The 21,989-nt window shown below is 45.0% G+C and carries 20 protein-coding genes and 1 riboswitch; of the genes, 11 read left to right on the top strand and 9 right to left on the bottom strand.

Translation table 11 applies throughout. The features are described from left to right. Positions 1-137: 137 nt before the first annotated feature. Together C9I98_RS20420 and C9I98_RS20415 are read left to right on the top strand one after the other, a co-directional pair. Positions 138-2,021, top strand: coding sequence for a DUF294 nucleotidyltransferase-like domain-containing protein (locus C9I98_RS20420; protein ID WP_107272424.1), 1,884 nt, complete (start codon positions 138-140; stop codon positions 2,019-2,021). Next, entirely contained in the window at positions 2,021-2,773 is a 753-nt protein-coding gene (locus C9I98_RS20415; RefSeq protein ID WP_036825481.1) for a 3'-5' exonuclease, read from the top strand. Before C9I98_RS20420 ends, C9I98_RS20415 begins: the two co-directional genes overlap by 1 nt. A 91-nt stretch (positions 2,774-2,864) precedes the next feature. Here the strand turns inward: C9I98_RS20415 and C9I98_RS20410 are convergent, their stop codons facing one another. Further along, the gene (locus tag C9I98_RS20410) at positions 2,865-4,439 is read right to left on the bottom strand and encodes a BCCT family transporter (protein WP_107272423.1); all 1,575 of its coding nucleotides are present in this window, start codon (positions 4,437-4,439) and stop codon (positions 2,865-2,867) included. Between the two features lie 437 nt (positions 4,440-4,876). Then, positions 4,877-6,193: an NCS2 family permease gene (locus C9I98_RS20405; RefSeq protein WP_051901981.1), complete on the bottom strand. Its 1,317-nt coding sequence runs from the start codon at positions 6,191-6,193 to the stop codon at positions 4,877-4,879. A 113-nt stretch (positions 6,194-6,306) separates the two neighbouring features. After that, a riboswitch (purine riboswitch) is annotated at positions 6,307-6,406 on the bottom strand. Positions 6,407-6,663: 257 nt separating this feature from the next. Here C9I98_RS20405 and C9I98_RS20400 point away from each other — a divergent pair. Continuing rightward, positions 6,664-8,565 carry a PhoX family protein gene (locus C9I98_RS20400; RefSeq protein WP_036818599.1) on the top strand — a complete coding sequence of 634 codons (1,902 nt, stop codon included), beginning with the start codon at positions 6,664-6,666 and terminating at the stop codon, positions 8,563-8,565. Between the two features lie 349 nt (positions 8,566-8,914). Further along, on the top strand, positions 8,915-9,115 hold the full coding sequence (locus tag C9I98_RS20395) for a hypothetical protein (protein ID WP_107272422.1): 201 nt from the start codon (positions 8,915-8,917) through the stop codon (positions 9,113-9,115). A 72-nt stretch (positions 9,116-9,187) separates the two neighbouring features. Here C9I98_RS20395 and C9I98_RS20390 read toward each other — a convergent pair whose 3' ends face one another. The 4 genes from C9I98_RS20390 to C9I98_RS20375 all read right to left on the bottom strand — a co-directional run bounded on the left by C9I98_RS20390 (position 9,188) and on the right by C9I98_RS20375 (position 11,747). Continuing rightward, positions 9,188-9,706, bottom strand: coding sequence for a peptide-methionine (S)-S-oxide reductase (locus tag C9I98_RS20390; RefSeq protein WP_107272421.1), 519 nt, complete (start codon positions 9,704-9,706; stop codon positions 9,188-9,190). A gap of 90 nt (positions 9,707-9,796) precedes the next feature. Further along, positions 9,797-10,633: a patatin-like phospholipase family protein gene (locus C9I98_RS20385; protein ID WP_107272420.1), complete on the bottom strand. Its 837-nt coding sequence runs from the start codon at positions 10,631-10,633 to the stop codon at positions 9,797-9,799. 119 nt (positions 10,634-10,752) lie between these two features. Then, complete coding sequence (locus tag C9I98_RS20380) at positions 10,753-11,244, bottom strand: hypothetical protein (protein ID WP_107272419.1); 492 nt, start codon at positions 11,242-11,244, stop codon at positions 10,753-10,755. 89 nt (positions 11,245-11,333) lie between these two features. Further along, complete coding sequence (locus C9I98_RS20375; RefSeq protein WP_036822287.1) at positions 11,334-11,747, bottom strand: hypothetical protein; 414 nt, start codon at positions 11,745-11,747, stop codon at positions 11,334-11,336. 192 nt (positions 11,748-11,939) lie between these two features. Between C9I98_RS20375 and msrP the strand changes: the two genes are divergently transcribed. The 5 genes from msrP (at position 11,940) to C9I98_RS20350 (ending at position 17,315) form a co-directional block, all read left to right on the top strand. Then, entirely contained in the window at positions 11,940-12,953 is a 1,014-nt protein-coding gene (gene msrP / locus C9I98_RS20370) for a protein-methionine-sulfoxide reductase catalytic subunit MsrP (RefSeq protein ID WP_036822290.1), read from the top strand. Beyond that, positions 12,953-13,606, top strand: coding sequence for a protein-methionine-sulfoxide reductase heme-binding subunit MsrQ (gene msrQ, locus C9I98_RS20365; protein ID WP_036822293.1), 654 nt, complete (start codon positions 12,953-12,955; stop codon positions 13,604-13,606). The genes msrP and msrQ overlap by 1 nt, the downstream gene beginning before the upstream one ends. 137 nt (positions 13,607-13,743) lie before the next feature. Further along, entirely contained in the window at positions 13,744-14,367 is a 624-nt protein-coding gene (locus C9I98_RS20360) for a hypothetical protein (RefSeq protein ID WP_107272418.1), read from the top strand. A gap of 12 nt (positions 14,368-14,379) precedes the next feature. Then, positions 14,380-15,729, top strand: a complete 1,350-nt coding sequence (locus C9I98_RS20355) for an MATE family efflux transporter (protein ID WP_107272417.1) — start codon at positions 14,380-14,382, stop codon at positions 15,727-15,729. 179 nt (positions 15,730-15,908) lie between these two features. Next, on the top strand, positions 15,909-17,315 hold the full coding sequence (locus C9I98_RS20350) for an amidohydrolase (protein ID WP_036818841.1): 1,407 nt from the start codon (positions 15,909-15,911) through the stop codon (positions 17,313-17,315). A gap of 129 nt (positions 17,316-17,444) precedes the next feature. Here the strand turns inward: C9I98_RS20350 and C9I98_RS20345 are convergent, their stop codons facing one another. The 3 genes from C9I98_RS20345 to C9I98_RS20335 all read right to left on the bottom strand — a co-directional run bounded on the left by C9I98_RS20345 (position 17,445) and on the right by C9I98_RS20335 (position 19,654). After that, complete coding sequence (locus C9I98_RS20345) at positions 17,445-18,179, bottom strand: alpha/beta fold hydrolase (RefSeq protein ID WP_036818838.1); 735 nt, start codon at positions 18,177-18,179, stop codon at positions 17,445-17,447. A 35-nt stretch (positions 18,180-18,214) separates the two neighbouring features. Then, a complete protein-coding gene (locus tag C9I98_RS20340; protein WP_107272416.1) occupies positions 18,215-18,691 on the bottom strand; it encodes a GNAT family N-acetyltransferase in 477 nt (158 codons plus the stop codon). A 75-nt stretch (positions 18,692-18,766) separates the two neighbouring features. Next, complete coding sequence (locus C9I98_RS20335) at positions 18,767-19,654, bottom strand: alpha/beta hydrolase family protein (RefSeq protein WP_081879021.1); 888 nt, start codon at positions 19,652-19,654, stop codon at positions 18,767-18,769. A gap of 253 nt (positions 19,655-19,907) precedes the next feature. Between C9I98_RS20335 and C9I98_RS20330 the strand changes: the two genes are divergently transcribed. Both C9I98_RS20330 and C9I98_RS20325 read left to right on the top strand, forming a co-directional pair. After that, positions 19,908-20,882, top strand: a complete 975-nt coding sequence (locus tag C9I98_RS20330; RefSeq protein ID WP_036826266.1) for a DUF1852 domain-containing protein — start codon at positions 19,908-19,910, stop codon at positions 20,880-20,882. A 30-nt stretch (positions 20,883-20,912) separates the two neighbouring features. After that, on the top strand, positions 20,913-21,947 hold the full coding sequence (locus C9I98_RS20325; protein WP_036826263.1) for a methionine synthase: 1,035 nt from the start codon (positions 20,913-20,915) through the stop codon (positions 21,945-21,947). Positions 21,948-21,989 lie beyond the last annotated feature (42 nt).

The raw sequence follows: 21,989 nt of genomic DNA, 5'->3' as shown, positions 1-21,989 counted from the left end.
TTAGCGCCATCCCTTATCTACGCTTATTTCTTTGTTATAGCAGGAATAATTTTGAATACGTTGGGCTGAGCAACATACATGTCGGGTGATTAACGGTATACTTAAGCCATATCAAACGTGTCACAGACGGATCGCACATGGAAGCTGAACAGCTCGAAATTCTCAATTTCATTAGCCAATATCCCCCTTTTAAACAATTGCCGGAAGAGACGCTCAAACGTGTCGCCCTGAATATTGAGGTTTCTTATTACCGTGCAGATACAATGATTTTGAATTTCGGTGATGATATTCATGATCTTTACATGATCCGTAGCGGCTCGGTCGAGATTTACCGCAGGAAAGGTGAACTGTACAACCGTATTGACGAAGGTGATTTATTTGGCCAAATGGGCCTGTTGATGAGTAATCGCGTTCGTATGCCAGCTCGCGCTATCGAAGATACCTTGGTGTACTGTATTCCGGAAGATATCTTCAACTCACTGTGTGATGAATTTGATTCGTTTGCCGATTTCGTTGAGTTGGAAGACAGCACTCGCCTTCGCAATGCCGTCTCAACCCATTCAGAAGAAAACGATCTAACAACCTCAAAAGTTCGTACCCTGCTCACCCGCGAGCCGATCTTGATTGCTAAAAATGAGTCGATTCAGACCGCAGCAATGACCATGGCCGAAGAGAGCGTATCGTCTTTGCTTATCACCGACCCAGAGCGTGAAAGTAATGATGAAGACGATTTTGACCCACTGGTAGGCATCATTACTGACCGTGATTTATGCTCTCGCGTAATCGCTGAAGGTGTTGACATTAACACGCCAGTGTCAGAAGTCATGACCACAGAGCTTATCTCACTTGATTACAACGCGTATGTATTCGAAGCAATGCTGACCATGCTTCGCTATAACGTTCACCATTTGCCAGTATTGCGAAACAAGCACCCGATTGGCGTGATAGGCCTAACCGATATCGTTCGTTACGAATCTCAAAACAGCTTGTTACTGGTAAGTACCATATTCCAGCAACAAACAGTTGAGGAGCTGCAAGTCGTATCCGAACAGGTTAAGTACTGTTTCGTGCGTATGGTTAACGAAGACGCCAACGCCCACATGGTAGGTAGTGCAATGTCCGTTATCGGGCGCAGCTTCAAGCAGCGTCTGGCTGAACTTGCTGAAGAGAAGTTTGGACCTCCGCCTATCCCATACTGCCTCATGGCTATGGGCTCAATGGCGCGAGACGAACAACTTATCGTTACTGATCAAGACAACGCGTTAATCCTTGATGACAGCTACGACGAAAAACTTCATGGAAAATACTTTGAAGACTTTGCCAAGTTCGTGTGCGATGGCCTTGCTGCCTGTGGTTATAGTTACTGTACTGGCGATATTATGATCACCAACCCTGAATGGCGTAAAACCCGCAGTGAATGGGAAACATGCTTTGCCGAATGGATAGATGACCCGAAACCACAGGCCCTATTGAATAGCTCAATCTTCTTCGATTTGTCCGGTGTTTACGGCCGTGAAAAATGGGCAGAGCAGTTGAACGGCTTCGTGGTACGTCGTGCGCGTCGAAACAATCGCTTCTTGGCTTGTTTAGCACGAAATGCAATCACTCGAACACCGCCGCTAGGCTTCTTCAAAGATTTTGTTATGGAGAAAGACGGCCAGCACCGAAACTCGATTAACCTCAAGCGCCGCGGCACTGCCCCACTCGCTGATTTGATCCGTGTGCATTCTCTGGCTGTAGGCTCACGCTCGCAGAATTCATTCGAGCGCTTAGATGACATCATTGATGCTGGCATTCTACCTAAGGGGCGGGGACAAGATTTACGTGATGCGATGGAGTTTATCTACATGGTGCGCATCCGCCACCAGGCACTCGATATCGAAGCGGAAATCGAAGCCGATAACAGCATTGAGCCAGAAAACATGTCAGACTTCGAACGACGCAACCTAAAGGCGGCATTCCAAATTTTAAGCAATGCGCAAAACTTCATTAAGTTCCGCTATCAAGGTAATCGTCGCTAATGGCTAAATCACCAGCATCGCCAACAAAGGCGACTCGACAGCTATTAAATACGCGGTCAACACCTGATTGGCCAACGTTTTTTAATACCTTATTAGGTTCAGCAACGGATCCTCGTCTCAAGCAGTTTTACTCAACCTCACTGCCTAGTGGCGATACGCCCCTAAAAGATGTGGAGTTTGTGGCATTAGACTTTGAAACCACAGGATTAGACCCCAAAAAAGATGAGATCATCAGTATTGGTATTGTCCCTTTTACCATGAAACGTATTCGATGCAGGGACTCTGCACAGTGGTTTGTAAATCCACACCGCCCGCTGGAAGAAGAGTCGGTCATTATCCATGGTATTACCGACTCAGAAGTCGAAAACGCGCCCGATCTTCTCAAGATCTTAGAGAAGGTGCTCGATTCTCTCGCGGGTAAAATTGTGGTGGTCCACTACAAGAACATTGAACGTGAGTTTATGAATCAGGCGCTACAAACGCGCTTGAACGAAGGTATTCACTTTCCTGTTATCGATACCCTTGCGATTGAATCTGCTATTCAGCAGCGTGATTTTGGTGGCTTTATTAACCGACTTAAGGGTAACCGTCCAGGTTCGGTTCGCTTAGGCCGCTCCCGCCAACGTTACGGTTTGCCTGCCTATCAACCCCACCATGCTGTCACTGATGCGCTGGCTACGGCTGAACTGCTTCAAGCTCAAATAGCCTATCACTTTAGTCCGGATACTCCGCTATCGGAGCTCTGGCTCTAGTTTTCAGGTATAAAAAAGCCGCTATCGCTAGCGGCTTTTCTCATCTCAAGACACTCTTTTAAGTGCAACCAGTTAAGTGCAATCTAGTTACTTAACGGTACTTTTCAGTACGGAAGCCAAGAATCAGGCTCACACACATCAGCAATAGAATGAACACGAATGGTAGCGCGGTTGAAATCGCACCAGCCTGCAGTGCCTCAATAGCTTCAGTACCACCCACGTACAGCATTACCGCAGCAACAGCACCTTCCATTGCAGCCCAGAAAATACGCTGAGGCATTGGTGAATCAATCTTACCGCCTGCTGTAATGTTGTCGATTACCATCGAACCAGAATCCGAAGAAGTAATGAAGAATACCATTACTAGGATAATTGCCACGACAGACAGGAATGTGCTCATTGGTAGCGAGTCAAACATCTCATACATAGCTAGCGGTACAGATGTTAGGCCATTCTCACCCAATGTACCGACACCGTTGATCACCTGATCAATCGCCTGACCACCGAATACAGACATCCAAAGCGTCGTGATTAGTGTTGGTACAATAAGTACAGCCACCATGAATTCACGAACAGTACGACCTTTAGATACACGTGCGATAAACATACCAACGAATGGTGACCATGACACCCACCATGCCCAGTAGAAGATAGTCCAGCCGTGCAACCAGCTTTGGTCTTCACGACCATGCGGGTTACTTAATGCAAAGAAGTTTTCTGCGTAGCCTGCAACTGTCGTCGGGATAGTCCCCATAGAAACGGCAAAACCAACCATAGCAACGAATACAAGCAGCGCAATTGCCACCAGCATGTTTAGGTTACTTAGCAGCTTCACACCACCATCAATACCACGAGCTACCGAAATCACCGCCAGTAAGGTCACCACAACGATCACGGCAATTTGCAGGCCAATGCCAGCTTCAATACCGAAAACGTGCTGTACACCACTTGCTGCTTGCTGAGCACCCAGGCCCAATGAAGTCGCAAGACCGAACATCGTCGCCAATACCGCGAAGATATCAATAATGTGACCAGGCCAGCCCCAAACACGATCGCCAAGAATTGGATAGAAGATGGAACGGATCGAAAGTGGCAAACCTTTGTTGTAAGCAAAGAAAGCAAGGGAAAGTGCAACGACACCGTAGATTGCCCACGGGTGCAGACCCCAGTGGTACATAGTCGCGCCTAGTGCAAGCTCACGGGCTTCAGGAGTATTGGCAGCAACATTTAGCGGAGTACCAAACCAACCTGTGTAGTAAGCAACAGGCTCAGCCACACTCCAGAACATCAGGCCGATACCCATACCCGCTGCGAATAGCATCGCTAGCCATGACATGCGTGAGTAGTCAGCTTCTGCATCTTGACCGCCAATGCGGATCTTACCGAATGGCGAAACAATTAGTGCAAGGCAAAATATAACAAAAATATTACCTGCCCAAAGAAACAACGAATCGAACTGGTTGATGATACCGTTCTTTACACCATTCAAGGTTTCTTTAGCGGTAGTTGGGTCACTAATTAAAACAGCAACCAAAAACAAAACAATCAAGCCAGCACTGGTACCGAAGACGGGATTATGTACATCAAACCCCCACTTTTGGACGTTATCTTGACCGACTGTATAATCCGTATTATCGATACTGTACTTATCTATTTTACTCATCATTTAATCCTACTTGGCACGTCTCTCACCAAGAATACTTAGCCCTATAAATAATAAAACATCATATAGATCAAACCATTCTCACTAGTATCATGTCAAGTTTTAAGATAAATCAACAATTAACGATTAAATATTAGCCAAAAAACCCCTTTCTTACAGGATTGAAGCTGAAAAAATAATCACCCTATTATTTCGAGATCTAACTAATTTCATCCTGTAGAAACAGGAAATAGCTATAACTCTAACGATTTTCGTTACTGGCTATTCAAGGCATCAATAAAGAAGCTTTATATAATCGATAAATGCTTAAGCGAACAAACCGAGTTATTGATGGTGAAGATGCGCCACTTTCATCATACCCAGCCTAAATTCATACATCCTTACGCATAAAAAAACGGCCACTGTAAGTGGCCGTTTTTCAAACCGGAGGTTTTAACTGCTTATACAAAGATTAGGTAAGCAAGGAACATTGCTGCAAGGATATAGATAAGCGGATGCACTTCTTTGCGCTTACCGGCAACAACCATTGAGAATGCATAGCTAACAAAGCCCATCGCCATACCGTTTGCTGGCGAGAACGACAGAATGGTAAACATGATGGTAAAGAAAGAGGCAATGCGCACTTCCATGATATCCCAGTTGATCTTCGCAATTCGACCAATCATGTAGATACCTACCACAACCATTGCTGGTGCAACCATCGCAGCAGAGAAGATAGAGAAGACTGGGTATAGGAATAGTGACAGGCCGAACATGCCCGCAACAACCACCGCACTCAAACCCGTTTTTGAGCCTTGAGAAGAGGCAATACCAGATTCAGAGAATGCCGTAACAGATGTTGTACCTAATACAGCACCAACAACAGTACCACCCGCATCCGCTACCAGTGCAGACTTCGCATTCGGCACTTTACCGTCTTTATCAATGATACCTGCATCACGACCTACCCCAACAATGGTGCTCAAGCCGTCAAAGAAGTCGACAATCAGGAAGATCATCACAATGAAGAACAAGTCGAATAGCTTCTCGGGCGTGAATCCAGAAAAATTAAAAATTTGGCCTAGGGTTGGCTCTATGCTTGGCGGCATTGAGAATAGGCTATCTGGGATCGGCGCGTTGCTGGTACCCATGAAGAAGTCAGCAATCACCGTTAGTACGATGGCAGACACAAAGGCAATGAAGGTTGCCAATTTGATGTTGCGAATCATACACGCCAATGCAATGAAGATAGAGATATAAGCAATCGCCACTTGAGGATTGGTCACATCACCCAAACTCACCAAGATAATTGGGTTTGAAACAATAATGCCTGCGTTCTTTAAGCCAAGAAAAGCAATGAACAAGCCAAGAGAGACAGAAATGGCTAGCTTAAGATCTTCAGGAATCGACTCAATCAAGCTCTTACGGATTGAAGTCATACTTAGGATTAGGTAAATGATACCTGATAGGAAGATACCCAATAGCGCTTCATGCCACACCAAGGCTATCGAACCGCTCAGCAGAACGCCCTTAAAGAAGCCGTTCATACTCATACCCGGCGCAAGCATCACCGGGTAGTTACCCCACACACCCATGACAAGTGTTGCAAGCGCAGAAGCGATTGCCGTCGCTGTAAACAGCGCCCCACGATCCATTCCAGGAATATCACCTAAAATAGCTGGGTTAACAGCAAGGATGTAGCTCATCGCTAAAAAGGTAATAAAACCTGCGTAAATTTCGGTTGAAACTGTCGCTTTGCGTTCCGACAGCTTGAACATGGTATCCAGATTCACAACAAAGATCCTAAGGCGTTAAAAATGGGTGTTACTTGGCTACAAGACAGGTATCGAATTGATATTTAAGCGTTAGGAGATGCTTCTGGATCTGCCCTACCCTTAGGTAGGTAAATTGTAGTTTCGAGAATAGGTCTCGAAGTAGAAACTTTTGGTCCATTTCACCAAAAATATACAACTCAATCCGTCTTTGGCGCGAATTCTATAGAGATGATGAAGAAATTCAACTTCTAAAAGTGTGATTGGATAATAAAGAAACATTTTGAAACAAATTAAGGCAAACGGTTGCGCAACCGTTTTCACCGAACAGTTATTCGATTCACGGTTTTGTCATCTAGCATTAACAAAAGCATCACACACCTTCTATACATTGTGATGCGTAAATCACATAACAGCTTTGCTTGCCAGATAGAAAAGCTGGCAAGGACAAACAATATAATTAAAGGAAGTCAGCAATGAGTCGTTTTGAGCGTTTAGAAAGCATTCTTCATCCTCGCAATGAAGAACCAGAGTTTAATCGCATCATTGAAAAAGGAATTAACCGCCGCCAGTTCCTAAAAGCCTCAACAGCAACCGGTACGGTTGCATTCTTTGCCTCAGCACCAATTGCCCAAGCCATCGCCCAAACAAAAGAACAAAAAGTAGAAATCGGCTTTGAAGCCGTACCTGCTTCAACGGCTGATACCATTGTGGTGCCAAAAGGCTATCAGGCCGATGTGCTGATCTCTTGGGGCGACCCAATGTTCAAAGGTGCGCCTAGCTTTAGCCAAGATGCAGATAGCAAAGCACAGCTTCAGCAATTTGGTGACAACAACGATGGCATGACTTTCTTCCAGATCAGCGATGACCGTGCCGTGCTTTCCATCAACAACGAATACACCAACCACGAGTATCTCTTCAAGCATCAGGGTAAAAACCTGTCTGCTGATGATGTATTGAAGTCGCAAAACGCACACGGTATTTCCATCGTTGAACTGCAAAAGAAAAACGGTAAATGGGAAATCAACGTTGAAGGTCGTTTGAACCGCCGCATTACCGCGAACACAGAAATGGAGCTAACAGGCGCAGCTGCTGGCGACGCACTTCTGAAAACCTCTGCGGATCCTGCTGGTAAAACCGTTTTAGGCACTTTCAACAACTGTGCGAACGGTGAAACACCTTGGGGTACCTACCTCACTTGTGAAGAAAACTTCAACGGTGTATTTGGCTCTGCGGGCAACCCTGCCCTAGACAGTAACTACAAGCGTTACGGCCTTTCTAAAGAAGACTGGGATTACCAGTGGTTTAAGCATGACGAGCGCTTCGATCTAGCGAAAAACCCTAACGAACCGCACCGCCACGGTTGGGTTGTTGAAATCGACCCAATGAACCCGAACTCGACACCCAAAAAGCGCACGGCGCTTGGTCGTTTCAAGCATGAAAACGCGGCACTAACCGTCAACAATGACGGCCATGTTGTTGTCTACATGGGTGATGACGAACGTGGTGAGCACATCTACCGCTTTGTTTCTAAAAACAAATACAACCCTTCTGATCTAAGCGCTAACCGCGACCTGCTCGACGAAGGTACACTCTACGTTGCCAAGTTCTCAGCCAAAGAAGGTGAGCTTGAAGGTAAAGGCGAATGGGTTGAACTTACGTTTGGCAAAAATGGCCTAACACCAGAAAATGGATTTAAGAACCAAGCAGAAGTACTGATCTTTGCGCGTAAAGCAGCAACTCAAGTTGGTGCAACAACCATGGATCGCCCTGAGTGGGTAGCAATTAACCCTAAAAACCAGCAAGTGTTCTGTACGCTTACGAACAACAAGTACCGTGGCATGAAAGCCAACCAACCTGTTGATGCTGTTAACCCTCGTGAAGAAAACCCATATGGTCATATCGTGCGCTGGTCGCCATCCAACGGTAATCACACGGCAAACAGCTTTGATTGGGATCTGTACCTGATTGCGGGTAACCCGACGGTTCACAAAGGCTTGATGGCTGGCAGCGACAACATCAACGCCGACAACATGTTCAACAGCCCAGATGGTATCGGCTTTGATAACGCTGGTCGTCTATGGATTCAAACTGACGGTAAATATTCTAACACCGGCGACTTTGCAGGCATGGGGAATAACCAAATGCTTTGCGGTGACCCTAACACTGGTGAAGTACGCCGTTTCCTAACAGGTCCAATCGCTTGTGAGGTCACTGGCTTGACGTTTAGTCCTGACCAAAAAACCATGTTTGTTGGTGTACAGCATCCAGGTGAAGATCTTGAACCATCACACTTCCCTGATGGCGGTAACTCAGTACCACGCTCATCGGTTATCCGTATTACGCGTACTGATGGTGGTATTATCGGTGACGCGTAACGCTCAAAAACTCGCACTACAATAACAATACTAGCAAGCTCCTGCTCTGGCAGACCATTATATGGTCTGCCTTTTTTATTTTGATTTGTTACATCTCCAATTATAAATCCAACGCAAAATCACAAATAATCGCACCACAAAAGATAATTTATTTATCTTTAGAGTGGTAATAAATCACCTTATCACTATTAAAGTAAGCCCTATCGCAAAATGTAAATTAATAACTTTTAAATTCAGTTAATGATAAATATATCATTGCTAAATTTGTCGTAGGTAGTGTAAAAATCAACCACACAGGATGTCATGACTATTACTCAAACTTAATATTGCAAACCAAGCAGACATTTAAATGAAAATTGTAAGCATAAACTCTTTTGAAATGCTACCAAAGCTAAACCCCACTAGTGCGGCCATCACAACCATTAGCGGTAAAAAGCCTATTGGGGCAGCAAGTAACGTATCTATTTCTTGTGCTAATACAGGTACTGACTACTACAAAGCAATTGAGAAACTGCATACGCCATCACTACCTCCAGCAGTTTATAAGTAGCGTTAAATTATACAAATAAACCATAAACTTAATATGATTTAATTAAAGATATTCAAACCTAGACATTCAAACCTAGTTATTAATCAATCGCCTTTTATTGCTATCAACATGATCCGAGAATTGGTCTAATAACGCTTTTAGCTTTGGTTTGATTTTTGTTTGGCAAAAGGGTTTGTTCGGATTAGCATAATAGTAATTCCACATTGATTCATCACTCAATTTGAAACTACCGAGATCATAAACACGTGTTAATAATTCATCATCAAAGTCAGCTTGATTCATGACCAATGCTTGTTTGGCATTAAGTCGCTGTAATTCTGAAGTGACATAAATACCTGAAGGATAACGATACCGTAACGCATGTCGGCTAGTACAGTTATGAGTATGGAGGTGAACAGCAATCAGCACTTCAAGTGAAATGGTTTCGGGCTGAAAATCAATCAGCACCCCTTCAGTAAAGGTCCTGCCATTAATGGGTTTTATCCAGCCTTGCCTCACGGTATTAACACCGACTAAAGACTGGAATACAGCTTCGATACACCAATAGCAACCGCCTGAGAAGCCAACCTGCTCAACCTGATCTTCCGACATACCATCCTCGATATAGGTAGAACCCTATAAACAGCTTAGACCTGATATATGAAGGCTTTAAGTATGGCAAGTTACGTTAAATGTTATAGGTTATAAATTGCTTGCTGTGATCCCTTGTCGATAGCCGAGATCGAGCTTTTCCTTGTCCGTCGTCACCCTACCTACGACAAAATCATCAGGGGGAGCAATCACGGTGATCTTGCAATCTTCTGGCGGATTATCAATAAAATCAATTGCCCGGTTATAACTCTCTGCCCGTTGCAACATTGCTTCAGCTAGAACGGGTGTATCAGAAAGTAGCTTCTTTACTAACCAAGTACTGCGCGGGGCAGATTTGCGATAGCCCCTTGGTCGAGATAGCACCACGGTAATGTCTCTTGCTCCCATTTCATAGGCCTTAATCACGGGAATTGAATCAGCAACACCACCATCGGTCATCGCTTCCCCCAAAATTTCAGGATAATGACGATATGCGATGGGTACTGAACAAGAAGCTTTTAGCAAATCATTGAGGTTTTCTGCCGTTGCCTGAATATACGCCGCTTCGCCAGTATTCACCTTAGTGGTAACTACGTACAATGGAATTGGCTGGTTTTCTAATGTTTCACGGTCAATTTCGATTTCATCAATAGTGATATCCCAAAGCCAATCCAAATCGAGCCAATGGCCGCCCTTAATGAAACGATATAAGTCGATGAACTCTGGCCGACAGGAATAGTCGGTAATAACACGGTAACTTCGGCCATGTTGGTTGGCGAGCCAAGCCGCTAAATTGGTAGAGCCCGCAGACACGCCGATACAAAAATCAAAAGGGCGATAGTTTTGTTCCAAAAACTTATCAAGTACCCCGGCAGCAAAAATACCCCGCATTGCCCCGCCCTCTACAATCAATGCTGAAGCGCCATTTGATTTTTGTTGTCTATCCATTCCCTGCCATCCTGATAACCTACTTATCGAAACAGCTTAGAACATATACTCTATATATAAACTGAATGGCATAATTTTTGTTATATAGAGCAAACTATTCACAACTAAACCTATGAGAGCTAGAAAGTAATGCCTGCCAATTCGAAGCGTAGGTTCGTATCCTGATAATTGGGGTGGCTGGATTGATAGAACGCCGGTGGCATAGCCTCCAGCCAGCCGTTTTTCTTCAGGACCTGCCATTCAGCACGGCTAATCACCACATATTCCAATGTGCTATCTAGCAGCTGTTTAACCGCTTCAAGCGTTAATTGCTCATCCCTTACTAGGGTCTTTAGCTTGCCTGTCAGTACCGATAATGGCACCCGCAGCTCTCGGACTGTTTCCTTTCGATGATTCGCCTTTGACGCCTGAATCATTGCAGCTTGCTGGGAGCATGACGCAAAGCTGAAGATTTGCTCCCAGTCAGGCTTGCCTTGGCGAGTCGTCAACTTGTGGCTATAGCAGTAATAAGCTTCAAAGTATTGGCGCAATGAGTGATAACGCTCGGCATTGGCTTCAAGGAATATATGCTGAAGCTCAAGGTGGGCATTAAATTCATGGATATCGCGCATGTTACATCTCGTCTTGTTACTACTTGGCCAATCTAGCACCGTAAACTGATTTTAATCTCGTGTAGCTACTCGCCAGACTAAGCATTGACTTAAAGCTGGAAACGGAAACCTAAGGCGCCTTCAAATTCAATATTCGAAGAGTCAACATACCAAGTTGGACCCGCTTCAGCGTACATATGAGCACTACCGATTGGCAGAATGAAGCCTAACCCAGCGCGTGGCCCCCAATCGTCTTCATTATCATCAACCCATTGTAGACCCGTATAGGTATAGAAAGGAGCCAGATCAGTTCGGCCTGTGAACTCACTTAGGTACCATTTGGCATCAACACTAAAACTCAAGGTATCTAAACCAAGTCCAAACTGGACGCGATCCCAATATTGCAGTGTCAGGCCCGATGTTGGGCTGCCTAAAAATACCCCAGCAGCCAATGGAGCAGTTGAAGCAAAAGACGTGGTCGGCAAAATCATTGCAGATGCCAGTAACAGCGCACGTAGTTTCATTCTTTTTCCCTGAAAATTGTTTGATACTAACAGCACCCATTCATGAGCTATACATTCAATGAATTAGGAATATCAGGGAGCGCAAGATACCTCTTTCTTATGTGAAATCAAGCAATTTTGAAATGTTGTGAAATTTATTCGACCTAGCTCAGGTCTTTAGGTTTAACGAGATAAGCTTAAGTAGGGACAGCTATGTTAATTAAGAAACCTTTTCGCTGGTCATTGACTGAAAACCAAGCCACTCCTGAGTCGGTATACCACCAGCGCCGAGACATTTTGAAGAAGCTCGGCATCACATTGGTAGGCATGCCCCTCGCCTCACAGGCTAATGCTGGTTTGTTCGATGCGTTTACAGGTAAAGACAAGAAAATTGTCGATAATCGAAGAGCACTTGCGACTCAATCATCTGTCTATTCCAATAAGCAATTGTCTTTGACACCAGAAAGTAAAGTACTCGAATACAATAACTTCTATGAATTTGGCACTGACAAATCCGACCCAGCCGCTCGGGCGCAGAATTTCAAAACCAACCCTTGGAACATTGAAATAGGTGGCATGGTAAGAAAGCCAATGACGCTCGGCTATGAGGATATCTTCAAAAAATTCACCCTTGAAGAGCGTATTTACCGCCTTCGTTGTGTTGAAGCATGGTCAATGAACATTCCTTGGATTGGCTTTCAGTTGGCAGATTTGATTCGCATGGCTTCACCAACCAGCGGGGCAAAATACGTGGCTTTCGAAACCCTGTATGATCCTAAGCAGATGCCGGGGCAAGCTTCTCGCCGATTAGGCGGCGGGATTGATTACCCCTACGTTGAAGGATTGCGCCTAGATGAAGCCATGCACCCGCTAACCCTGTTATCCGTTGGCTTGTATGGGAAAACCTTGGCGCCACAAAATGGCGCACCTATTCGCTTGGTTGTGCCATGGAAATACGGATTCAAGAGCATTAAATCCATCGTTAAGATCACCCTTACCGACAAGCAACCACCAACAACGTGGAACATATTGGCACCCAACGAGTATGGCTTCTATGCCAACGTAAACCCAAAAGTTGACCACCCTCGCTGGAGCCAGGCCAGTGAGCGCTTTATCGGCGAAGGCAGCGTATTCAGTAGCCGACGCCAGCCTACGCTCATGTTCAACGGTTATGAACGCGAAGTTGCCAGCCTTTATAAAGGGATGGATTTAACGAGGAATTACTAATGGCAAAAACTCGGTTTAAAATCACGCCTCGACATATATTCTGGCTAAAGGTTGTTATCCATCTTGTATCGTTAGGGTTCTTGGCGCTTTTAGTCTTGCAAACCCTGTCAGGAGGCTTGGGCGCGGATCCAATACAAGGCATTAGTCACTTCACCGGTAAAGCGGCACTAAATACCTTGATGATCACATTGATCATCTCTCCGTTAGCACGTCACTTTAAACAAGGCATGCTGGTGAGGGTTAGGCGCTTGGTTGGCTTATACAGCTTCTTTTGGGCACTTTTACACATGATGGGCTATATGGTGCTCGACCTTAACTTAAACCTAGCCCTGCTGGTTTCAGAAATCGTCGAACGGCCCTATTTAACCTTGGGTGCCATTAGCTGGTTGATCCTGTTTGCCCTTGCGGTTACTTCGACCCAAGCTATTCAGCGCAAGATGGGACCACGCTGGCAGCAACTCCATAACTGGGTATACCTGGCCGTGTTGCTCGCGCCCATTCATTACTACTGGTCAGTTAAATCGGGGATCATTGAACCGGCTATCTATATCACTTGCGTGGTCGGGATCTTGGCATTACGCCATCAAACATTTCGTCGATGGTTACAAATCATCCCGTTACCGCGTCGTGCAACCGAAAAAGGTAACAGCTAAGTTACTTCATTTTCGTTAACTCAAATCGTTGAATTATGTAGAAGAAGCTGTTTTTTCTGATACGATATACCCATTCAATACTGGCTGGTTGAACGCCCAACCCTTCCAGCCAGTTTCGTGTTTCATGGGGTGAATCTTTGGTTTCAGAATATCTTTCAACTAGCATTCAAGCTTTCCAAGCTGATTGTCACCAACTTTGTGAACAGCATTATCCAACTGTTCATAACCGAGGGATGCGTGAAAACCACCTAGGCAAAGCACTTTGCCGCCGAATTATTACCACCCTTCAACAAGATAATATTGCTGCACAACTTCAGCAATGCCAAAGCAAAGACAGCTTGGCACAGCCTATTTTTCAAATAGAAACCGAGCAATTTACCGTTTGGGTTATTGCCCACCGCTTGTTGAGTGCCAACATCGCAAGGCGCAACAGCCTGATTGCCGCCATTGAGCAAACAAAGCAGAAACTGAACCCGAACAAGCCTCAGCACTTGGTATTGGTGGCTGATCATTGGTTCGATAGAAGCAAGGCAAGCAAAGAAATACCGGCTTGGTGGCTGGGTGAGCTGCCAGCAAACGCCTTAGACTATCAACAAGACGGGGTGAAACTACTTGTCCCAAACAGCGATTTACCCTCACAATTAAATGACGCATTTGGGTTTGTGAATGGTGAGCACCAAATTCACCACCCGCTCAAACGCGAGCAAGACGACAAAACCGTCTACAAGTACATTGTGCTCACTGCCTATTACCCTCTTTAAAAAGTTACTTCCATGTCATCAGCATCCAATTCGGCCTCGCACCTTTCTCTGAAAAACGATTCCCTGTACCGTTTATTCATTCGCTATACCATGCCTACCATTGCCGCCATGCTGGTAACCGGTATCTACGTAGCGATTGATGGTATGTTTGTGGGGCATTTCATCGGAGAAAAAGGCTTGGCAGGTATCATGCTGGGCTACCCCATAGGGTCGGTGTTATACGCCCAAGGGGCACTGGTTGGTATGGGCGCCTCAGCACTTGTCTCAATCAAGCTTGGTGAGGGTAACGAGCAACAAGCCAAACAGATTGTGGGCAATGCCCTGTCTCTTTGCCTGGTGGTTTCATTGATCACCTGTAGCTTGGGCATGATGTTCGGTGACGATATTCTGGTATGGCTAGGTGCCGAAGGTGAAATCCTGCAAATGGCCTCCGATTACCTGTTTTGGTACTTCGCTTTGGGCACATTCCCGATCATCTCAATGGCATTTTCATCGCTATTACGTAACGATGGTCAACCTAACCGCGTTACCTTAATCATGATATTCGGCGGTGTACTGAATGTGTTTCTTGATTGGATATTCATTGTTGTGCTGCCGTGGGAACTTACTGGTGCCGCCATCGCAACCATGCTGTCCCAGCTGGCTACCGCGACCTTGTGTATTTCTCACTTTTTCAGCGATAAGACCCAGCTGCGAATTACTTGGCAAACCCTCAAGCTAAAGTGGCACGAAGTTGCTCAAATTTGCCGCCTCGGCTTTTCGAGCCTGTTGATGTATCTATACCTTTCCGTGGTACTGACCTTACACAACAAAGCCTTTCTATGGGTTGGCCAACCTATCCATGTGGCCGCCTACGGTATCGTCAGCTATACAGAAGCTTTCTTCTATCTAATTTTTGAAGGGATAGCCTTAGGTATCCAACCAATCACCAGTTACAACACTGGCGCTAAACGCCACGACCGAGTGATCAAAACACGTAATATTGCCTTCACCGTGACATTGGCACTCGCCCTTGTTGGTGTTGCCGTTCTCTACTCCGTGCCAGAAACCGTGGTGTATATGTTCGCGGGTGATAACCCAACTCTACTACCTGAAGCGGTAAACGGTATGCAACTGTACTTCTGGGGCTTGCCTGCCGAAGGCTTGTTGTTGGTTGGTGCGACTTATTTTCAGTCTATCAACCGTGCCAAGGAAGCCTCTATGCTATCGGGCGGCAAGCTGATCCTTATCACCGTATTTATCTTTACCCTGGCTAAATTGCTTGGCGTTAACGGTGTGTGGGTTGCACTGCCACTATGCAGTACAGCACTGGTGCTTTGGATGGCCTACGCGCTCAATAAAGATGCCCAAAAAGCGGCATAAAGAGCTAAGGCAAACGTTTACCCTTGCTGTTTTCGCCGTTTTATTGAGCACTTTATTGTTAGTAAAAGCGTAAAAACGGGAACTACATCACATATTGTAAACCGTCATTGCAATAGTGATTCTCAACACATTTGCAGGCGGTATCATCAGGCTACTTTAATCGTACTCTGGTGGTAACTATGTTTAAAAAAACTCTGCTAGCAGCTTCTCTTGCAGCAGTATCTCTTGTTGGCAACACGGCAATGGCAGCTGAAAAAGTTGATCTTCTTATTAAGAACGCAACCGTTCTTACCATGAACGCAGATAAAACTGTCTACGAGAATGGTCTTGTTGCTGTAAAAGAAAACAAGATTTTCGCAGTTACTGACGGAAACGATGTAAACGAATACAAAGCAGAAAAAACCATTGATGCTGATGGCGATATCGTGATGCCGGGTTTGATCAACACCCACACCCACGTATCAATGACGGTATTCCGCTCACTGGCTGATGATGTGCCAGATCGTCTGCACCGCTACATCTTCCCTCTAGAAAGCAAGCTTGTTTCTCGTGATATGGTGCGCATCGGCGCCCAGCTGGGTAACGTAGAGATGCTAAAAGGCGGTGTAACCACTTACGCAGACATGTACTACTTCGAAGATGAAGTGGCGAAAACCGTTGATGAAATCGGTATGCGTGCAGTACTGGGTGAGACCGTTATCAAATTCCCAGTAGCAGATGCTGCCAATGCCGAAGAAGGCATTAAGTACGCGGTTAACTTTATTGAAGAATACAAAGACCACCCACGTATTACCCCAGCGTTTGCACCACACGCACCTTACACCAACACCACAGAAACACTGCAGAAAATCACTGAGCTATCGAAGAAATACGACGTGCCTGTGATGATCCACCTTGCTGAATCTGAGCGTGAGAACCAAGTTATTGCTGAACGTAGCGGCGGTAAATCACCTGTTGAGTACATGGCAGATATCGGTGCCCTAACTCCTAACCTTGTAGGTGCTCACATGATTAACGTTAGTGACAGCGACATCGAGCTACTTAAAAAGCACGATGTAGGTGTTGCTCACAACATGAGTGCAAACATCAAATCAGCGAAAGGCGTTGCACCTGCTCCTAAAATGCTTGAAGAAGGCGTTCGTATCGGCCTAGGTACTGACGGCCCTATGTCTGGTAACACCATTAGCACCATTGATGAATTCAACCAGGTTGCAAAAGTACACAAGCTAGTAAGCAAAGACCGCGCAGCAATGCCACCGATGCAAGTTATCGAAATGGCAACCATTGGTGCAGCACGTGCCCTTCACATGGAAGACACCATTGGCTCACTAGAAATGGGCAAACTAGCAGACATTATCGTTGTTGATACCACGTCGCCAAACATGGTGCCGGTATACAACCCATACTCTGCACTGGTTTACTCTGCTTACGCATCTAACGTTAAGCACACCATTGTTGATGGTAAGATCCTGATGAAAGATCGTGAGATGCTAACGGTGGACGAAGACGCTATCCGCCAAGAAGCTCTGGATTTTGCAGACAAGGTACGTAAAACCGTTGTTGAAAGCGGCGAAGTGGTTCAGTAAACCCATATCGTTTACCTATTGCTAACATTACAAAGGGCAGTCGATGACTGCCCTTTTGTTATTTAGCCTACAAGCTATACCACCACACTACGCCCTGTCGGTGTTCATCCAATATGACCACTTTCGGCATTACTCAGCTTTATCCAAAGTCACCACAACTTTCTTCAGAAGCCATTGAGGATTATCTAAAGCGATATCATGCCCGTCGTGTTCATTAATTATGAGTGGCGCTTTCCATGCCTTAGCGATTGCTTTGGTGGCTTTACTGCTCACCAAGTTATCTTTTTCTGATGAAATAAAGTAAAGATGACTAGCCGGACGGGTGACATCAAACTGAGTTGCAGCGACGAGTTGACGCCAAAAGTTACTCGCTCTCATTGGGTGTCTTTCCCCATACCCAGCCCACCCTGCCACAACATCGACATTCAGTTGTTGGTTCGAGACCATGCTATAGATGATTTTTTCTCTTTGAACTGAGTTCGATATTAATGCTTGGACGATTTTTAAATAGTTTTTCGGCTGTAGGCGTTGATAGAACGGGCTAAACCCTTTCGCTGTCGTATTCACGCAAATCAAGGACTCAACTTCGCTTGGGTACAACTCTGCCCATTTCAACGCAATCATTCCTCCCATCGAAATAGCCAAGATGTGTACCTTGTTGCTAGTTTCACGCTGCAATCTTATGGCTTCAACCATTGCGGGGATAGTCGAGGGAGACACCTGTGATGAAAGCTCGCCATTGCCAGGAATGTCGATACAAGTGACGACTTTATCTGGAAGCTCACTTTGTAATAGCTCGGGAAAATCCCCCCAATGATAGCTACCACGAAACAAACCTCGTAATAGGATGATTTCATTAGCCATTGGTTATCTTCCTTTATCGGCACCAGGCAAGCATATTAAGTATTAACCTTCATGACCAATTGCGGAAAGCCATTCTTTCCAGTGTCATAAACCTTAAAACCAAACTTCTTATACAAAGCCATCGCCACAGTATTTTTAGGATGTACGCCTAAACGTATCCCTTTTACCGTGACATCAATACGTTCAAGTAGTTCACGCATCAACGCCGAGGCGATCCCTTGACCGTGATACGCAGGAGCAACAGCAATGGCTAACTCTGGGTACTCTGAGTACGATTCAGTCAGGCATGATTTATAGCGCAACTGAACGATACCAATGGCCTCACCATTTGCCCCAACAGCAAACAGGCCCATATCACCCTCTTGTCCCCAATTTTCAAAATACTCTTTAATATGAGGCAATTCTAAGACTTCGGGGCTATTGTCCGGTTCATCTTCTGGCGTCCAAAGCGCAATTAATAACAATCTTTTTTGAGCATCAATGTCTGATACATTGAATTGATGAAACTTCATACTCTTCCCACAAATTAAGCAAATACCACAGGTTGTCGCCGTTAAGTTTGTTGGTAGCAAACGTACTTATGTGATTTACTTTGCGTTTATTTTTGCAAGGTAACTATCCACTACGCCACTCCATAGGTACCCATACTCATAAAAAACATGATGGCCTGCAGCGCCATTTCTGAATTGGTAGAACTGAAAGTTAACGTCTCCCCCAGCCTCTTTATAGGCCTCAGCTTGGCATTTAATCGTAGCATCGGAGTAATACGAATCATTGCTGCCATAGATAAACAAGGTTGGCTTGTTAAACTGTTTGCCTGCTTGCTCAAAAAGCGGGATATTCTGCGATTTATCATCTCGGTTACAAACATCCCCTACCCAGCCTCCTGCAAAATTAATAACACCGGCTACTTTGCCAGGATTATGAGAAGCATAAGCCAATGACAATATCCCGCCTCTTGAGTTACCAGCAAGTATCATTTTTTCACGATCAACCCAATCTTGCTGCATTAAGAAGCTCATCGCTGCTTCTAAAGATTGCTCGGCATATTCCATGCCCTCGGCTATCTCTTTAGGCTCACAGGAGTAAAGCTCTTTGTAACTTCCTTCAGATTGCCCACGCCCCCTGCGCATAGGCACAACCAGCGCGATGTTTTTATCAACCAGATATCGACCAAAGCCCCAGGGGTTTATCGTCTGATCTTCAGGTATAACACCAGGGCCTGTAGAGCCATGACTAAAAACAACGGTAGGAAACGGCCCTTCCCCCACGGGTTTGTAAATCGTTGCTTCTAGTTCGATATTGGAATCCCAGACTATACCTTTATCAACCATGGGTATCTTTACGCCTTCACCAAGGTTGTTAGCGTAGCTAAAAGAAACCGTACACATCAAAGCACAAATTGTAGGCAGCACCACTTTCATCGCATTATTCCCCAATACATTTAGGCTATTAATATGAACATAATCAGTCATGTACCGTTTGCGAGCTGGGTCACCAATCCAATGTTCAAACCACTAATCAAAAGATCATGAATCTTTCTCATGTTGCGCTTGAGGTAAAAACATTATCTTCATGTTCTCTTCCAAGATATAAATAAAACACAGCCTTCAAGGCAACAAAAAATAAGTTACCTAAGTGAAAGCACTTAGCATAAATAACCTGAAATAGCAGAAAGAATAAAAACAAACTCAGCTTTAATTTAAGGAAATAGGATACCAGCACGCCATGAATACAGACTTCTCTTTTACTATCAAAAGTATTTGTCTCGATGAAAATTACCATCCATCAGACAGCACCCGTATCACCACTAACTTTGCCAATTTAGCGCGAGGTGAAAGCCGCCAGCAGAACCTGCGCAACGCCCTGAGAATGATTGATAACAGCTTCAATGGATTAGCGCATTGGGATAACCCCAATGGAGACCGTTACTCTGTCGAGCTAGAGATAATTTCTGTTGATATGGATATTGAAGGAAGCGGCCAAAGTTTTCCTTCAATAGAAGTGCTGAAAACCAATATTGTTGATCATAAAACCAATGAACGCATTGAAGGTATTGTCGGCAATAACTTTTCTTCTTACGTACGGGATTATGATTTTAGCGTGCTCTTGCTGGATCATAATAAAGATCAACCACAATTTAGTATTCCAGATAATTTTGGCGAATTGCATGGGAAGCTCTTCAAGTATTTCGTGAGTTCAGAGGCTTACAAACAGCATTTTAAAAAGCTACCTGTCATCTGCCTGAGTGTGTCTGATAACAAGACCTATCACCGAACTGACAATCAGCATCCGGTATTGGGTTTTGAATATCAGCCAAATGAGTCCTCTTTAACTGAGCAGTATTTCAAGAAAATGGGGCTACAGGTTCGCTACTTTATGCCGCCGAATAGTGTTGCCCCTTTGGCTTTCTATTTCTTTGGTGATCTGCTTAATGATTACACCAACCTAGAACTTATAAGCACCATCAGCACAATGGAAACGTTTCAAAAAATATATCGGCCTGAAATCTATAATGCCAATGCAATCGCAGGTAAGCGTTACCAGCCTAATTTGAAGAACCTCGATCACTCATTGACTCAAATTGTTTATGACCGAGAAGAACGCAGTAAGTTGGCTGTAAAACAAGGTAAGTTTGCCGAAGAGCACTTCATCAAACCTTATCAAACTGTTCTTGAGCAGTGGTCAGCTAATTACGCTTAATAAATAACGAAAACCTAAAAAGCATTGATTATGAAAACATTATTACCGACTTCAACAGCAGGCAGTTTACCGAAACCTGCTTGGCTGGCACAGCCAGAGACACTTTGGTCGCCTTGGAAATTACAGGGCGAGGAACTTATTGATGGCAAACACGATGCGCTACGCGTGGCTTTGCAGGAACAACAGCTAGCTGACATAGATATCGTCAGTGATGGTGAGCAAACCCGCCAGCATTTTGTGACGACATTTATCGAGCACCTCAGCGGGGTTGATTTTGAAAACCGTAAAACGGTCAAAATCCGTAACCGCTATGATGCCAGTGTACCAACAGTGGTTGGCCCAGTTAGCCGCCAAAAGCCCGTATTTGTTGAAGATGCCAAATTTCTACGCAAGCAAACCAAGCAACCCATAAAGTGGGCGCTACCAGGCCCCATGACAATGATAGATACGCTATACGATGCCCACTATAAAAGCCGCAAAGCACTTGCTTGGGAGTTTGCCAAAATACTCAACCAAGAAGCCAAAGAGTTAGAAGCGGCAGGCGTTGATATCATCCAATTTGATGAACCTGCCTTTAACGTATTTTTTGACGAGGTCAATGATTGGGGCATTGCTTGCCTAGAAAGAGCCATTGAAGGGTTAAAGTGTGAAACCGCTGTCCATATTTGTTATGGCTATGGCATTAAAGCCAATACTGATTGGAAAAAAACGTTAGGCTCTGAATGGCGACAGTACGAAGAAGTGTTCCCTAAACTGCTGCAGTCCAATATTGATATCATCTCGTTGGAATGCCACAACTCTCGCGTACCTATCGAGTTACTTCAACTCATCCGAGGCAAAAAGGTAATGGTTGGCGCAATTGATGTCGCCACCAACGAGATAGAAACGCCAGAGGAAGTCGCCAATACCCTGCGAGAAGCACTCAAGTATGTTGATGCCGATATGCTATACCCTTGCACCAACTGTGGCATGGCCCCACTACCCCGCACTGTAGCAGCAGCCAAGCTGAATGCATTGAGTGCCGGAGCGGATATTGTTCGGCGGGAGCTTGTGGCTAACAACTAGCCGGCTTAATGTGCATCCTAAACCTTACAAAGCGGCACTTGT

It is taken from the genome of Photobacterium sanctipauli (genome assembly GCF_003026495.1).
GTDB lineage: Bacteria > Pseudomonadota > Gammaproteobacteria > Enterobacterales > Vibrionaceae > Photobacterium > Photobacterium sanctipauli.
Note: the sequence above shows the minus strand (reverse complement) of the source record. Positions and strands in the feature narration are given on the sequence as shown.